Genomic DNA, 14,399 nt, shown 5'->3' on the forward strand with positions numbered 1-14,399 from the left:
CCGTACGTGGCAAAGAATCCGGCCCAAGGGCTGCTGCGCACCGTCCTGCGCAACCAACGTCGCCGTACCCTCGTCGGCGGCCTGCTGGTCACCTCGCACCAGGTCTGCGAGGCCCTGGTCCCGTTGGCGATCGGCCTCACCATCGATCTCGCGGTGTCGACCGGCGATCCGACGTCCATGATCATCGCCGTGGCCGGCGTGCTCGGACTGTTCGCCGTGCTGGCCTTCTCGGCGTCGTACGGCTATCGCACGATCGACACCGCCGCGTACACGGAGGCGCACCGGCTGCGCTCCGACGCCGTCCACGGGGTGCTCGCCGACCCGGACCGCGGCTCCGACCGGCGGACCGGCGAACTGCTCTCGATCGCCACCTCGGACGCGCTGGCGACCGCGCGGGTGAGCAACAACGCGGCGGTCCTGTTCGCCGCCTCGGCGGGCATGATCGTGTCGATCGTCGTGCTGCTCCGGGTCGACCTGGTGCTCGGCCTGGCCCTGGTGATCGTCGTACCGCTGCTGCTGTTCGGTGTCGACCGGCTCAGCCCGTGGCTGGAGCGCCGGCTGCACGCCCAGCAGCAGACCGGCGGACTCGCCGCGGCCACCGCCGCCGAGCTGGTGGCCGGGCTGCGTCCGCTGCGCGGGTTCGGTGGCGTCGGCGAGGCGATCCGGCGGTACGGGTTCGCCAGCCGCGCCTCGCTCGACGCGACGCGGGCCGCCGCGACCGCCTCCGCAGTGGTGACCGGCTCGGGCCTGCTCGCCACCGGGCTGATCATGGCCGGTACCTCGATCGCGGCCGTGCTGATGGCGCTGGCCGGCCGGATCACCGTGGGCGAGCTGGTCACGGTGGTGGCGATGGTCTCGTTCCTGGCCGACCCGGTCCGTACCGTCGCTTCCTGCATCGCGGGCCTGGCGGCGGCCCGGGCCAGCGCCGCCCGGCTGGTGCCGCTCCTGGGTCGGACCGGCAGCGCTGAGGCGCCGGAGGCGGCAGCAGGGCCGTTGATCTTCGACCGGCTCGGCGCCGGGCCGGTGCGCGGACTCGGGCTGACGATCAAGCCGGGCACGCTGACCGGAATCGCGTACGCCGACCCGGCCGCGGCGACCGCTGTGCTCGGCATGATCACCGGCGAATCCGTACCGGAGCAGGGATCTGTGACCTGGGCCGGCCGGCCGACCGCCGAGCTGCCGGCCGCCGAACTGCGCCGCAACCTGCTCGCCGAACCGCACGCCACCGAACTGCTCGGCGGCAGTCTCGGCGAGGCCCTGCGGACCGACGAACGCCCGGTCGAACCGGCGATCCGGACCGCGGCGCTGGCCGCGGCCGGGGCGGACGACGTGATCACCAGCCTCAGCCACGGCTCCGGCGACGACGATCCGGATCGGATGATCTTGCTCGACCAGGCCGCGAACCTGTCCGGCGGGCAGCGGCAGCGGGTCGCCCTGGCTCGGGCCCTCGCCGCCGGCCGCCCGGTCCTGGTGCTGCACGACCCGCTGACCGCCGTCGACGCGGTCACCGAGGAACAGGTGTCCGGTCGGCTCCGGGAGGCCCGGCACCAGATCACGCCCGGTGCGGCGACGGTCGTCCTGACCACGTCGCCGGCACTGCTGGCCCGGTGCGACCAGGTCGCCTGGTTGCCCGCCGAAGGGCCGGCCACCGTCGCCGACCATGATCAACTGCTGGCCGATCCCGACTATGCGGCGGTGGTGCTGCGATGACCACGGCGACCGGGGAACTGCTGCCGATCGCGACCGGCCGGGTCACGGCGCGGACCGTGCTGCGGCAGGTGCTGGCCCACCCGAACCAGCTGGTGCCGGCGCTGCTGCTCAGCCTGGCCAGCAGTGCCGGCACGGTGGCGCTGCCGATCCTGCTCGGTGCTCTGGTCGACCAGGTACCGATCGTGGCGCGGACCGGGGACACGGGTCCGCTGGCCGGGCTGATCGTCGCGCTGGTGCTGGTGATGCTGGCCGGCGTGGTGCTGACGGCGGCGGCCGGCCGGGCCCTGCAGCGACTGGCCGCCCAGGTCGGCGCGGACCTCCGGGAACGGGTCGTCGAGCGGGCGCTGCGGCTGGACACCCGGGTGCTCGAGCGGGCCGGTCACGGCGACATCGCGTCCCGGGTGACCGACGACGTCGAGCTGTTCATGGAGGCCATCCCGGTGCTGTCCGGGGTGACCGCGGCGTTGATCACGGTGGTGGTCGCGGCGGTCGGCTTCGTCAGCCTGGACTGGCGGCTGGCGCTCGCCTTCGCCGCCGTCCTGCCGGTGCACGTGATCGGGCTGCGCTGGTATCTGCCGCAGGCCGGTCCCCGCTATGCGGCCGAGCGCCGGCTGGCCGCGGAACGGTCCCGGGTGCTGCTGTCCTCGCTGCGTGGGCGGCCCACCGTGCAGGCCTACCAGATGGCGGAACTCCAGTCCGGCCGGCTGCGCCGGGCCTCGGCGTCGGCGCTGGAGGCCACGGTCGGGCTGATCCGGCTGGTGGCCAAGTTCGGCCTGTGCCTGAACGGGGCCGAGGCGGTCGGGCTGAGCGCGGTGCTGGCGACCGGCTTCCTGCTGGTCAACGCCGACCTGGTCAGCGTCGGCGCGGTGACCGCCGCGGCGTTGCTGTTCCATCGGCTGTTCGGGCCGCTCGGCTGGCTGCTGATGTCGGTGGACGACCTGCAGCGGGCCGGTGCGGCGCTGTCCCGGATGGTCGGGGTGGCCGGGATTCCCGATCCTGAGCCGGCTCCGTTGCCGTCGCCGCGCGGTCCGGTGACGGTGCGGGCGGTCGGAGTTGATCATGCCTATGTCGAGGGCCGGCTGGTGCTGGATCGAGTTGATCTTGAGCTGCCGGCCGGAGGTTCGGTGGCCCTGGTCGGCGCCAGCGGGGCGGGCAAGACCACCCTGGCCGGCATCATCGGCGGTGCGATCACGCCGACCCAGGGCCGGGTCGCGATCAGTGACGGCGAGCGGGAGTTGATCTTGTCCGCCGACACCGTGGTGGACGAGGACGAGCTGCGTGACTGGGTCGGCATCGTGGCCCAGGAGACGTACGTCTTCACCGGGACCCTGCGCGAGGAACTGACCCTGGCCCGGCCGGGCATCACCGACGACGAGATCTGGATGATCTTGGAACGGGTCGTCGCCGACGGTTGGGTACGGGCGCTGCCGGACGGCCTGGACACGCCGGTCGGGCCGAACACCGCCGTGCTCAGCGCGGCTCACGTACAGCAGCTGGCGCTGGCCCGGCTGCTGGCCCGCAACCCGCCGCTGGTCGTGCTGGACGAGGCGACCGCGGAGGCGGGCAGCGCCGGCGCACGGCAGTTGGAGGCGGCCGGCCGGGCGTTGATCAAGGATCGGACCGCGCTGGTCGTCGCGCACCGGCTGACCCAGGCCCGGGAGTGCGACCGGATCGTCGTCCTGGACGACGGCAAGATCGTCGAGGCCGGCAGTCACGACGAACTGGTCGCCGCCGGCGGCCGCTACGCCGCGCTGTGGGCCAGCTGGTCGGCCCACTGAGTCTTGATCACTGAACCTTGATCACAGGGCCTTGATCTCGGCGAGCAGCTTGCTCATCGTGTCCTTCGCGTCGCCGAACAGCAGCGTCGTGGTCGGCGCGAAGAGCAGCTCGTTCTCGATCCCGGCGAACCCCGGCCGCATCGACCGCTTCATGAAGACCACCTGCCGGGCCTGGTTCACCTTCAAGATCGGCATCCCGTAGATCGGCGCACTCGGGTCGGTCTCGGCGGCCGGGTTGACCACGTCGTTGGCGCCGACCACCAGCACCACGTCGGTCTGGCCGAACTCGCCGTTGATCTCGCTCATCTCCTTGAGCTGCTCGTACGGGACCTGGGCCTCGGCCAGCAGCACGTTCATGTGTCCCGGCATCCGGCCGGCCACCGGATGGATGGCGTAGTCGACCCGGGCGCCGCGCTGCTGCAGCACCTCGACCAGCTGGTGCAGCGTGTGCTGCGCCTGGGCGACCGCCAGGCCGTAGCCGGGGACGATGATCACCCGGTTCGCGTACCCGAGCAGGATCGCGACATCGACGGGTCCCGCGGACCGCACCGGCCGGTCGCTGGCCGTCGTCGCACCGAGGGTGGACCCGCCGCGGAGCGCCCCGAACAGGGTGCTGAACAGTGATCGGCCCATCGCCCGGGCCATCAAGATCGTCAACAGGGTGCCGGCCGCGCCGACCAGGGTGCCGGCGACCAGGAGCAGCAGGTTCTCGAAGACGTAGCCGGTGGCGGCGACGCTCAGGCCGGTGAACGCGTTGAGCAGCGAGATCACGATCGGTACGTCCGCGCCGCCGACCGGCAGCACCAGCAGGACGCCGAGGGTGAGGCCGAGCAGCGTGAGCAGGCCGCCGACCGCCACCGACGGGACCAGCACCACGCCGACCGCGGCGCCGAGGGCGGCGATCAGGCAGGCGACGTACGCGATCGGGTAGCCGAGGAAGGTGACCGGCCGGGTGGTCATCCACTCCTGCAACTTGAGGAACGTGACGATCGACCCGGCGAAGCTGATCGAGCCGACCAAGATCGTGAACGCGGTCGCGATCAGGTCGATCAGAGCGGGCCGTTGGTCGGTCATGGCGCCGAGCTCGACCAGGGCGATGATCGCCGCCGCGCCGCCGCCGACGCCGTTGAACAGCGCCACCAGCTGCGGCATCCCGGTCATCTTCACCCGGTTCGCGCCGACCACCCCGATCGCCGTACCGACAGCGATCGCCAGCAGGATCGGCAGCACGTGGTCCAGCGGGGCGGAGAAGAAGACGAGCACCACCGCGGCCACCGCGCCGGCCGCCCCGATCAGGTTGCCGCGCCGGGCGGTCCGCGGCGACGACAATCCCTTGAGCGCCAGGATGAAGCAGACCGCGACCGCCAGGTAGCCCAGCTGCACCCAGGTCGGCGTGATCACGACTCGACCTCGTTGCGCCCTGAGCCCGTCGAAGGGCCCCGCCCCGGCAGTTCCTTGCGGCGGGTGAACATCCGCAGCATCCGGTCGGTGACGACGAAGCCGCCGGCCAGGTTGATCGAGGCCAGCACGACCGCCACCAGAGCCAGCACCAGTACCGGTGTCGTGGTCGCGGTGCCGGCGGCCAGGACCGCGCCGATCAAGATCACGCCGTGGATCGCGTTCGCGCCGGACATCAGCGGGGTGTGCAGGGTGGCGGACACCTTCGAGATCGTCTCGATGCCGACGAAGACGGCCAGGACGAAGAAGATCAACCAGACCATCGGGTCGCTCATCGGGGCTGCCCTCTCGTGTCGTCGATCAGGGCGGTGTCGTCGATCAAGATCGCCGCGGGGCCGTGGGTGATCATCCCGTCCCGGGTCAGGCACATGCCGGCCACCACCTCGTCCGCAGGGTCGGGTGCGAACCGCCCGTCGGCGGTCATCAGCATGATCACGTTCGCAACGTTTTGCGCGTACAGGCGGCTGGCCGGTCCGGGCAGCTGGCTCGGGACGTTCGCGCCGCCCCAGACGCGGGCCTGGCCGATCCGGGTGACGGTGCCGGGCTGGACGTCCTCGACGTTGCCGCCGGTGTCCGCAGCGAGGTCGACGATCACCGAGTCCGGCTTCATCCGCTCGATCATCGCCCGGGTGACCAGGATCGGCGGCTTCCGGTTCGGCACCGCGGCCGTGGTGATCACCGCGTCCGCCGCGGCGAGGTAGGGGGTGAGCCGTTCCTGCTGCAGCAGGGCCCGCTCCTCCGACATCTCCCGGGCGTAGCCGCCGGCGCCGTCCAGTGGCGGCAGGCCGAGGTCGATGGCGATCGCGCCCATCGACGCGATCTCCTCCGCCGCGGCCGGCCGGACGTCATAGCCCTTGACCACCGCGCCGAGCCGGCGGGCGGTCGCGATCGCCTGCAGCCCGGCCACCCCGGCGCCGAGCACCACCACCTGGGCCGGCGGGATGGTGCCGGCGGCAGTCATGCTCATCGGGAAGAACTGGTGCAGCATCCCGGCCGCGACGATCGCCCCGCGGTAGCCGCTGACCATGGCCTGCGAGGTCAGCGCGTCCATCGACTGGGCCCGCGAGATCCGCGGCACCAGGTCCATCGCGAACGACGTGATCCGGGCATCCCGGCGGATCCGTACCGCCTCGAGATCCTGGGTGTACGGCAGGAAGGACAGCGTCGCCGTCCCGGGCGGCAGGCCGGCAACCAGCTCGGCGGGCAGCGGCTGCACGCCGATGATCAACTCCGCACCCTGCAGCGCGTCCTCGGTGATCGTCGCCCCGGCGGCCGCGTAGGCGTCGTCGGTGATCATGGCGCCCTGGCCGGCCCCGGGTTGCACGGCGAGCTCGTACCCGGCGGTGATCAGGCCACCGACCAGTTCGGGCACCATCGCCACCCGGGCCTCGCCCGGGGCAGACTCCCTCGCCAGCGCGATCCGCACACCGCGAATCTAGCCGACCGGATCGAGTACCGCCGTGATCTCGGCGCGAATCAGGGCGCGCAGGGTGTCGGGGTCGATCGGGCCGGCCCGCCGGCCGTGCCGCAGCCGGCGCTCGCGGAGCCGTTGCGGACCGGCGCGGTAGAACAGCCGGGCCAGCGCGAGATCCTTCCGCAACCCCGTCTGCTGGAAGGCCGGGCGGTTGGCGGCCCGGTCGAGCAGCTCGGTGGGCAGTTTGGCCCTGGCGCCGGAGAGGAACTGGTGCAAGGGTTCGCGCAGTGCGGGTTCGACGGTGACGGCGTATTCGTCCGGCGCGGACCGGGCCAGCGTCGCCGGCACCTGGGTCCCTTCGCCCGACGCCGCCCAGAGCAGCCGCAGCAGGGCCGTGTAGCCGTCGCTGCAGGCGATGCCGAGCGGCGCTCCATGTCCCTTGCCGAGGTGCGGGAAGCAGCCGTAGCCGCGGCCGGCCGTGGGCAGCGTCGGCGTCAGCACGAACCGAAGTCGATCGTGTTGATCTTGGATCACAGTGAGGTACGGGGAGCGGCGTGCGGTCGCCGGATCGCCGTCGCGGCGGCGCTGCGCGTTGTGGGCCGGCCCCAGCGCGAAGATCAACTCCTCCTCCCGCCAGAACGCCGCCTCCTCGTCGGCGGCGAGCTCCCAGACGATCCGCCGGACCAGGACATACTTCTGGTCCAGCCAGTAGTCGGACGGCTTGGCCGCTGCGTGCTGACGGAGCCGCTGCCGTACGTCGGTCGCCTTGCCCACGTACAGGATGTCGTCCGCCTCGCCGAGAAAGAGATAGACACCGGGCCTCCGCGGCGCCTCAGCGGCCGCCGCGCTGATCACCTCGAGCCCGTCCGGAACCTCCATGAACCCATCCTGGGGCCTCGGCTAGCCCGAGAGTCAAGGACCTGCCAGAGTCGTGCCATGGCGGGGAACCTGTTCATCGTGGCCGGCGGTCAGGCGGCGGGGAAGTCGACGCTGTGCCCGGAGCTGGTCCGGCTCGCGGCCGGTCCGATCGTGCTGGACATGGACGAGCTGCTCGAGGACGGGCAACTGCTGGGACATCGGATCGGGCCGTCCACGGACCCAGAGATCGGGGCCGGCTACGACCGGCTCTGGGTCCGGGTTCTTGATCTTGTCGGCCGGTCCGGGCATCCGGTGATCTTCCTCTGCCCGACTCCGCGGGCAAACGTTTTGGCCGAGGGCAAGCCCTTCGGGCCGCGCGCCCACTGGTCCCGGCTGGCCTGCAGCCGAACCGTTCGCGAGCAGCGACTGTCGGCCCGGGGCTGGTCTGCGGCCGAGATCGCGGAGTTCCTCGACGATCCCGGTCATGCCGAGACCGAGGCACTGATCCCTCGCGAGTTCCGTACCGACCGGTCGACCCCGGCCGAGATCGCCCGCGATGTGCTCGCCTGGGTCGGCGGAGTCAGTCCGGCGTGAAGGGCGTCAGGCAGAACGGATGACCGGCCGGGTCCAGCAGCACCGTCCATCGCGGATCGGGCTGTTGCGCCGGCCGGCTCGCCCCACAGGCGAGGGCGTACGTGGTCTGCTCGGCAAGATCGAAATCCTTGCTCGACAGATCGAGGTGGACGATCGATCGCCCGGGCCAGTCCGGTCTGCGGTGATCATCAACCCGCTGCGCGATCAGCACCACGGTCCCGGTCCGGACCGCGGCGGCGTCGTCACTGGACCACAGCAGGGTGCCGCCGAGCAGCCTCAGATAGAAGTCGGCGAGTTCGCGGGGATCCGTGCAGTCGAGCGAGATCCCGGCGACCGCCAGGGTGGGGCGGAGACGTTCCATGGGCCGAGTCAACCAGGAGAAACTAGGCTGAGTGGGTGAGCTCGGAGGACGTACGCGACGTCGGCCGGCGTACCGAGCTGGCCGAGGCGGTGATCGCCCGGCTCGCCGCGACACCCGGCGTGGTCGGCGTGCGGTCGTTCGGCAGCCTGGCCTCGGGCGGCGCGGACGCGTACTCCGACATCGATCTCATCGTCGACCTCGACGACATCTCGGACCGGGCCTTCGCCCTGGATCTTCCCGGCCACCTGGCATCGCTCGGCCGGCCGTTGATCACCGGCTGGGGACTGAACCGGCTCCCGGACACGTACGTGCGGACGATCTATCTGGCCGACTATCCGCTCTTCTGGCACCTCGACATCGGCTGCGCCGGCCCGCGCCACGAGGACGATGCTGATCTTGGTCGCCGCTATCACTGGCCGCAGATCTTCAAGATGTGGATCGCGGCGGTCAAGGAACAGGTGCGTGGCCGGCCCGAGCGGACCGACGCCTTCCTGACGCACCTCGAGGCATGGGCCGACCCGTCGCGGTTGACCGGCCCGGCTGCCGTACGGCTCGGGCAGTCCCTGGAGCTTTGCGCCGAACGGGCCCGAGGCCGTGGCGCTCCGTGCGAGGAGGTTTACCTCCGGTGCAGTGAACTGCGCGCTGCCTGGCTGCCGGACTGGACATAGCCATGACTCCGTCGTGGGGTACGGAAAGCTGGCGGGAGGCGGCCGAGCGGTGGGCGAGGGACCGACTCCGAGAACTCGAGACGGAACCGACCGGGCCGATGACCGCCGTCTCCGTCCAGGCATGGTCGGCGGTCTGGCGGCTACCGACCGGCGAGGGCTCGGTGTTGATCAAGCAGACCACCACGGCCCGCAGCACCGAAGGGCTGGCGACAGCCTTCGCCGCCGAATGCGATCCGGGCGTTGTTGATCACCCGCTCGCCGTCGATGCGGCCACGGGCCGGATCCTGCTCCGCGACGGAGGCCCGACCCTCTACGAGGGCGATCCCGATCATCGAGGCGTCCAGGTCGAGACGATCACCGCGCTGCTGGCGGACTACGCCGGACTCCAGCAGGCCACCGTCGGCCGCGACCGGGAAGCCGCCGACGCGGGGATCCCCAGCTGGGACTGCGCCGGCGCCGCCCGGATGGCCGGCGAGCTCGCCGACCGGCTGCACGAGCTCCCGGCCTCGGACCCGAGGTGGATTCCAGCGGCCCAGGTGCGGCTCATCCACTCGGCCGCCTCCGACCTCGACCGGGCGGCCGAGCGTCTCGCAGCCTCGCCGCTACCGCGCTGCCTTGATCACGGCGACCTCTGGCCGGGCAACGCGCTGCCGCCCCGGCCCGGTCGCCCGCGGTACCGGTTGATCGACTTCGGTGACGCCGCCTGGAACCATCCGTTCCTCTCCATGATCATGATGATCATCGAATGCCGGTACCGCTGGTCCGTGCCCGATCTTCCCGACACCCTCAACCTTGATCATCCCGTGCTGCACCGGATCATCGACGGCTACCTGAGTGCCTGGTCGGACTACGTCTTGATCGACGAGTTGCGCCGGACGATGTCCGACGCCCTCCGGGTCGCGCCGCTGCGACGAGCGCAGGCCTGGCTGGCCAACCTCGCCGAGGCCGACGGCGAGGCCCTGGCCGAGCATGGTCAGTTGCCCTGGCTCTGGCTCCGGGACGTCACCGTTCCGGTGAGCGGGCTGGTTCGGACCGGCTGAGTTCAGCCGGCCCCTGGCAGTCTGCGTGCGACTGAGCCCGGCACGGCGAGTTCGGGCAGGACGCGCAGACTCTCTCTTGCGCAGTCAGGGCACGCGCCCCGGCGCCGGTTGATCGACTTCAGCGGCGCCGCCTGGAACCATCCGTTCCTCTCCATGATCATGATGACTATCGAGTGTCGGTACCGCTGGTCCGTGCCCGATCTTCCCGACGCGCTCAACCTTGATCATCCCGTGCTGCATTGGACCGTCGACGGCTACCTGGAGGCCTGGTCGGACGCCTCGATCGACGAGTTGCGCCGGACGATGACCGACGCACTCCGGGTCGCGTCGCTGCGACGAGCGCACGCCTGGCTGACCAATCTCGCCGAGGCCGACCGCGAGGCCCTAGCCCAGCACGGTCAGCCGCCCTGCTCTGGCTCCGGGACGTCACCGTTCCGGTGAGCGGGCTGGGCTGAGTTCCGCCAGCTCTGTAGGGACCTTGACCGAAATCGACGGGGATCGAACCAGATCGGCCCGATAGCGAGCTGTTTCGTCCGATCGCCGTCGATGTCGGACAAGGCAACCCCGTCTCGCCCCACCTCCGGAACAGCCCAGGTGGTGAGTACATCGGTCCGGTCCCAGACGTCCGCGTAGGCTCGGCCACCTTCTTGATCTTCGTTCGACACCGGTGCGCGCCCGACCGCGCCGGCTCTCCTTCCGCCGCCGCCAGGTCACGACGACACTCACCGCAATCGGTCCAAGATCTGTACTTGTCCACATCGGCCGCCGGAGGTCATGGTTATCCACAGAGTCCTTGTTTTGTTGGGATTCTGTCGGCCCGAGACGCTAGAATTGTGCACATGTTCGAATCGCTGAAGTCGAAGGCTGTCGGATACGGCAGTCGCGACATCCTGAAGGCCGTGGACGGGTTGAAGCGTGGCCGGATCGCGGTCGCGAACGAGCTCCTGGTCTGGGTCGCGGCCTGGGCGGATGCGCATCCGGCGGAGTCGATCATGGAGGCTGGGCCGGGGTTGGCGCGGGCGGTCCGGCCGGGTGGTGAGGGGACGCCGGCGGTCAACGATCTCGCGATGGTCGAACTGTTCGCGAAGCTGGGCAAGAGCACTGGTTCCGGGATGTTGTTCCTGGGTGATGTTCTTGATCTTCGTCATCGACTGCCACAGTTGTGGGCGAAGGTGATGGGCTGTGAGTTGGAGGAGTGGCAGGCGCGGCGGGTCGCCCGGATGACCCATCACTTGTCGTTGGAGCAGGTCGGTGAGGTGGATCGGGCGGTGGCGTGGTTCGCCGGGACGCAGCCGCCGGGGAAGCTCTTTGATGCGGTCGAGGCGACGATCTTGCGGATCGATGGTGATCGGGCTCGGGCGGAGTATGAGGAGCGGCGGCGGCAGGTTGGGGTGTGGAAGTCGCAGACCGATGACAACGGGTTGAAGGGTGTCTTTGGTCGGCTGGAGCCGTTGGCGGCGGAGCGGTTGTATGCCCGGGTCCAGGAGCTTGCTGATTGTCTGAGTGAGGGCACTGCGGATGAGCGGCGTGCTGAGGCGTTCGGGATGCTGGGCGATGTCGCGGCGATCACGCGGTTGCGGGCGAGGCGTCGGCAGCCGGAGCGGTTCGACGAGGAGCTCGCCGAGGCTGTCGCCGCGTTGACGCCGGACGACGAACCAGACTTGATGATCGAGGAGTCCGAGGTCCATCCAGCCCTCCGGGATCGTCCGGCCGCGGTGGATGTGGAGTCGGTGATCTTCGAAGCGGCGGTGGAGCGGCTGGTCGAGAGGTTGGATCCGCGTCTGCTGGTGCCGACCTCGACCGTGGTCGTCCACATCTCCGCCGAAGACCTCAGTCAGGGTGAGGGTGTCTGCCGGGTGCCCGAGCTCGGGCCGACTCTGAAGAGTGTGGTTGGTGAGTGGCTGGGTCATGATCGTGTCGTGGTGCGTCCGGTGATTGATCTGAATGATGCGCCGCCGCCAGTGGATGACTACGAGATCCCGGACCGGCATCGTGATCATGCGATGTTGCGGTGTCCAGGGAGTGTGTTCCCGTGGTCGACCGCGACCCGGAATCTTGATCTTGACCACACCGATCCGTACCGGCCGAACGGTCCACCCGGCCAGACCCGAGTCGAGAAGCTCATTCCGCTGTCGAGGACGGAGCATCGCGCGGTGACCCACGGTGGCTGGCGGCGACGAAAACCTGATCCGACCACGATGATCTTCCGGTCACCGCATGGTCACGTCTTCCTGACGAACCGTACCGGCACTCATGATCTTGGCGCCGGATCGGTCGCCCGCGCCCTCTGGGGTGCGGTCTCTCGGTGACGTGATCCCCTTCGACAGGGTTAGCGAGTCGCTGACGTCCGCGACTGAACCGACCCATGCTGATCAGTGGTGCGCGCTACGCATCACTCGGGCCCGGCTCCCAGCCGATCCGCTGCGCCCAGGCGTCGGCCAGCCGGACGGTCTCCCAGATGAAGGGGTCCTTGGCCGCGACGTAGGCCGCGCGATCGGCCATGAGTAGCGGCGAGAGCCGGTGCTTGAGCTCCGCGTACGCCACAGCTCGCGAGGCGTGAGCGCGCAGGTGGTCCCGGAACAGCAGGGCGAACTGTTCGGAGAAGCTTCCGGCGCGGCGTACGTGGAGGTGGGTGCGCGGCCGCGGCGGCACCTCGCGGAAGTAGCGCTTGGTCAGCTCCGGATTGTCGGATCGCCACGCGAAACCACAGGATTCGATCTTGAACCGGTAGGTCTCCACCGGATCAAGGCTCGCGACCGAGACTTGGAGATCGATGATCGGCTTCGCGGCGAGACCTGGCACGGCCGTTGATCCGGTGTGATCAATGCGCACAGCGAGGCTACCGAGCGCGGTCCGGAGCCGCGCGGCGATGACGGCGAACTGCTCGGGCCAGGCCGGTGAGTAGTCGGCGATGATCATTGCATCCATGGTCGAGTTCTCCATCGGTCAGGGCAGGGTGTGGGCCAAGCAGTCGAGGTCCAGGCGCGCGCGACGTCGGGCAGCGGGTGCGACGCCCGGAGGTCAGTGCTCAATCAACCCGCCGACCGGAACGGCCGCCACGTGTCCGGTCGCAGGCAGGTCCCGCGCCAGGGCCAGCCCGACCTCCACCAGCGACGACCGGGTCAGGTCCGCCACTGCATCGATCGGCGTCCAGGCCAGCGCGGTGGTGTCCCCGTTCGGCTCCGGCCGAGCCTCCCCGCCGGTGATCCGGACCTGGTAGAAGACGCCGACGTTCTGATGCACGACCCCGGCCCGGCTCTCCGTCGCGGGGATGACCCGCGAGTCGACGCCGAGCAGTCGCTCCACCACGGCGCGGTGCCCGGTCTCTTCCGCCACCTCGCGCACGACCGTGTCGTACGGGTCCTCACCGTGCTCGACCCGCCCGCCCGGAAGGGTCCACGCACCGGAGACGTGGCGGACGAGCAGCACCGCCCCGTCCTTGATCGCGAGGGCGTAGGCCGCCAGGCGGAAGCTCATGGACCGAACTCTAGTGTCGCGCTCGACGTAGGCTCGTCGGGTCAGGCGGACACGATCTTGATCTTGGTCGACCCCGGCGCGCCAGAACGCCCGGACCATGAAGGGAGCCGTATGCGCGACGACGCGATGAGGCGCCTGCTCGAGCAAGCCGAGGCGGCGGACACGACCCAGCTCCTGCTGGCCCAGGGCACCAAGGTCCTGGCGACCATCGGGGACGGCGGGCGGCCGATCTCGACGATGTCGGTGACCAAGCTGGTCGTGGGACTGATCATCGGCCGCGCGGTACGGCTGGGGCTGCTCGACCTGGATCGCCCGGTCCGGACCTGGTTCCCGGAATGGCGGGAAGGGCTGAAGGCGAAGATCACGGTACGCCACGTGATGGGACACGTGAGCGGCCTGGCGGCGGACACCTGGCCGCAGCTGAACGCGGCTCCACCCGACGACTACGTCGCGTACGTGATCAAGGAACACCCGCTGGCCGCGGAACCGGGCACCGTGCAGGCGTACAACAACGCGGCGGTCTCGGTGCTGCCGGCGATCATCACCAGAGCCGCCGGGAAGCCGTTCCTCGACTTCGCCGCGACCGAACTCTTCCGGCCGCTCGGAATCGAGGACTGGACCTGGGGGACGGACGCGGCGGGCAACCCATTCGGCATGGCGAGCGCGGCGTTCACGGCCGCGGACCTGGCCACGCTGGGCGAACTCATGATCGACAACGGCCGCGGCGGTGATCGACTGCTGCCGGCGGGCTGGGTCGACGCCTGTCGCCGGCCTCCGATCCCCGGCGCCCGCGCGGGTCTCCTGCTGCTGCAACGCTGGCCGCATCAGGACCCTGACCGCACCGGCGACCCGTTCGCGTACGGGCACGACGGCTCGGAGGGGCAGTACCTCTACGCCTACCCGCGATCCGGGCTGGTGGTCGCACGGCTGCGCGACTGCGGTCTGTCCGAGGGCAGGTTCGACCCGAGTACGCCGGAGCAGGTCTTCCAGGAACTGCCCTGGCTCGGCGCCGAGGTCGACGCCGCACTCGCCGCCGATTGA

The 14,399-nt window shown here is 70.4% G+C and carries 15 protein-coding genes; 8 read left to right on the forward strand and 7 right to left on the reverse strand.

Annotated features, from left to right (window positions below; genetic code table 11):
• Positions 1-6 precede the first annotated feature (6 nt).
• Positions 7-1,710 carry an ABC transporter transmembrane domain-containing protein gene (locus tag ACFQU4_RS23350; protein WP_377496495.1) on the forward strand — a complete coding sequence of 568 codons (1,704 nt, stop codon included), beginning with the start codon at positions 7-9 and terminating at the stop codon, positions 1,708-1,710.
• Positions 1,707-3,488 carry an ABC transporter ATP-binding protein gene (locus ACFQU4_RS23355; protein WP_377496497.1) on the forward strand — a complete coding sequence of 594 codons (1,782 nt, stop codon included), beginning with the start codon at positions 1,707-1,709 and terminating at the stop codon, positions 3,486-3,488. The genes ACFQU4_RS23350 and ACFQU4_RS23355 overlap by 4 nt, the downstream gene beginning before the upstream one ends.
• Before the next feature lie 21 nt (positions 3,489-3,509).
• Here the strand turns inward: ACFQU4_RS23355 and ACFQU4_RS23360 are convergent, their stop codons facing one another.
• Genes ACFQU4_RS23360 through ACFQU4_RS23375 form a run of 4 tightly spaced genes read right to left on the reverse strand, consistent with a single transcriptional unit; the run spans position 3,510 to position 7,239 of the window.
• Positions 3,510-4,889 carry an NAD(P)(+) transhydrogenase (Re/Si-specific) subunit beta gene (locus ACFQU4_RS23360; RefSeq protein ID WP_377496499.1) on the reverse strand — a complete coding sequence of 460 codons (1,380 nt, stop codon included), beginning with the start codon at positions 4,887-4,889 and terminating at the stop codon, positions 3,510-3,512.
• Positions 4,886-5,221: an NAD(P) transhydrogenase subunit alpha gene (locus tag ACFQU4_RS23365; protein ID WP_377496501.1), complete on the reverse strand. Its 336-nt coding sequence runs from the start codon at positions 5,219-5,221 to the stop codon at positions 4,886-4,888. The genes ACFQU4_RS23360 and ACFQU4_RS23365 overlap by 4 nt, the downstream gene beginning before the upstream one ends.
• Positions 5,218-6,372 (reverse strand): NAD(P) transhydrogenase subunit alpha, encoded by a 1,155-nt coding sequence (locus ACFQU4_RS23370; RefSeq protein ID WP_377496503.1) that lies wholly within the window; start codon positions 6,370-6,372, stop codon positions 5,218-5,220. Before ACFQU4_RS23370 ends, ACFQU4_RS23365 begins: the two co-directional genes overlap by 4 nt.
• A gap of 9 nt (positions 6,373-6,381) precedes the next feature.
• Positions 6,382-7,239, reverse strand: coding sequence for a GIY-YIG nuclease family protein (locus ACFQU4_RS23375; protein ID WP_377496505.1), 858 nt, complete (start codon positions 7,237-7,239; stop codon positions 6,382-6,384).
• 57 nt (positions 7,240-7,296) lie between these two features.
• Here ACFQU4_RS23375 and ACFQU4_RS23380 point away from each other — a divergent pair, with 57 nt between their 5' ends.
• Positions 7,297-7,812: a hypothetical protein gene (locus ACFQU4_RS23380; RefSeq protein ID WP_377496507.1), complete on the forward strand. Its 516-nt coding sequence runs from the start codon at positions 7,297-7,299 to the stop codon at positions 7,810-7,812.
• Here the strand turns inward: ACFQU4_RS23380 and ACFQU4_RS23385 are convergent.
• Complete coding sequence (locus tag ACFQU4_RS23385) at positions 7,799-8,173, reverse strand: VOC family protein (protein ID WP_377496509.1); 375 nt, start codon at positions 8,171-8,173, stop codon at positions 7,799-7,801. The two genes, ACFQU4_RS23380 and ACFQU4_RS23385, sit on opposite strands and share 14 nt — an antisense overlap.
• Positions 8,174-8,208: 35 nt before the next feature.
• On the opposite strand from ACFQU4_RS23385, the gene ACFQU4_RS23390 reads away from it, so the two are divergent.
• From ACFQU4_RS23390 to ACFQU4_RS23405, 4 genes are all read left to right on the forward strand, one after another.
• Positions 8,209-8,841 carry a nucleotidyltransferase domain-containing protein gene (locus tag ACFQU4_RS23390; RefSeq protein WP_377496511.1) on the forward strand — a complete coding sequence of 211 codons (633 nt, stop codon included), beginning with the start codon at positions 8,209-8,211 and terminating at the stop codon, positions 8,839-8,841.
• Between the two features lie 98 nt (positions 8,842-8,939).
• Positions 8,940-9,881, forward strand: coding sequence for a phosphotransferase family protein (locus ACFQU4_RS23395; protein ID WP_377496513.1), 942 nt, complete (start codon positions 8,940-8,942; stop codon positions 9,879-9,881).
• A gap of 153 nt (positions 9,882-10,034) precedes the next feature.
• Complete coding sequence (locus ACFQU4_RS23400; protein WP_377496514.1) at positions 10,035-10,322, forward strand: hypothetical protein; 288 nt, start codon at positions 10,035-10,037, stop codon at positions 10,320-10,322.
• Positions 10,323-10,630: 308 nt separating this feature from the next.
• Positions 10,631-12,190, forward strand: a complete 1,560-nt coding sequence (locus ACFQU4_RS23405; RefSeq protein ID WP_377496516.1) for a DUF222 domain-containing protein — start codon at positions 10,631-10,633, stop codon at positions 12,188-12,190.
• A gap of 76 nt (positions 12,191-12,266) precedes the next feature.
• On the opposite strand, the gene ACFQU4_RS23410 is transcribed toward ACFQU4_RS23405, so the two are convergent.
• Both ACFQU4_RS23410 and ACFQU4_RS23415 read right to left on the reverse strand, forming a co-directional pair.
• Positions 12,267-12,809, reverse strand: coding sequence for a GrpB family protein (locus ACFQU4_RS23410; protein WP_377496519.1), 543 nt, complete (start codon positions 12,807-12,809; stop codon positions 12,267-12,269).
• 93 nt (positions 12,810-12,902) lie between these two features.
• Positions 12,903-13,358, reverse strand: a complete 456-nt coding sequence (locus tag ACFQU4_RS23415; RefSeq protein WP_377496522.1) for an NUDIX hydrolase — start codon at positions 13,356-13,358, stop codon at positions 12,903-12,905.
• A gap of 111 nt (positions 13,359-13,469) precedes the next feature.
• On the opposite strand from ACFQU4_RS23415, the gene ACFQU4_RS23420 reads away from it, so the two are divergent.
• Positions 13,470-14,399, forward strand: coding sequence for a serine hydrolase domain-containing protein (locus tag ACFQU4_RS23420; protein WP_377496524.1), 930 nt, complete (start codon positions 13,470-13,472; stop codon positions 14,397-14,399).

This window comes from Microlunatus sp. GCM10028923, assembly GCF_042666975.1.
Classification (GTDB): Bacteria; Actinomycetota; Actinomycetes; order Propionibacteriales; family Propionibacteriaceae; genus Microlunatus.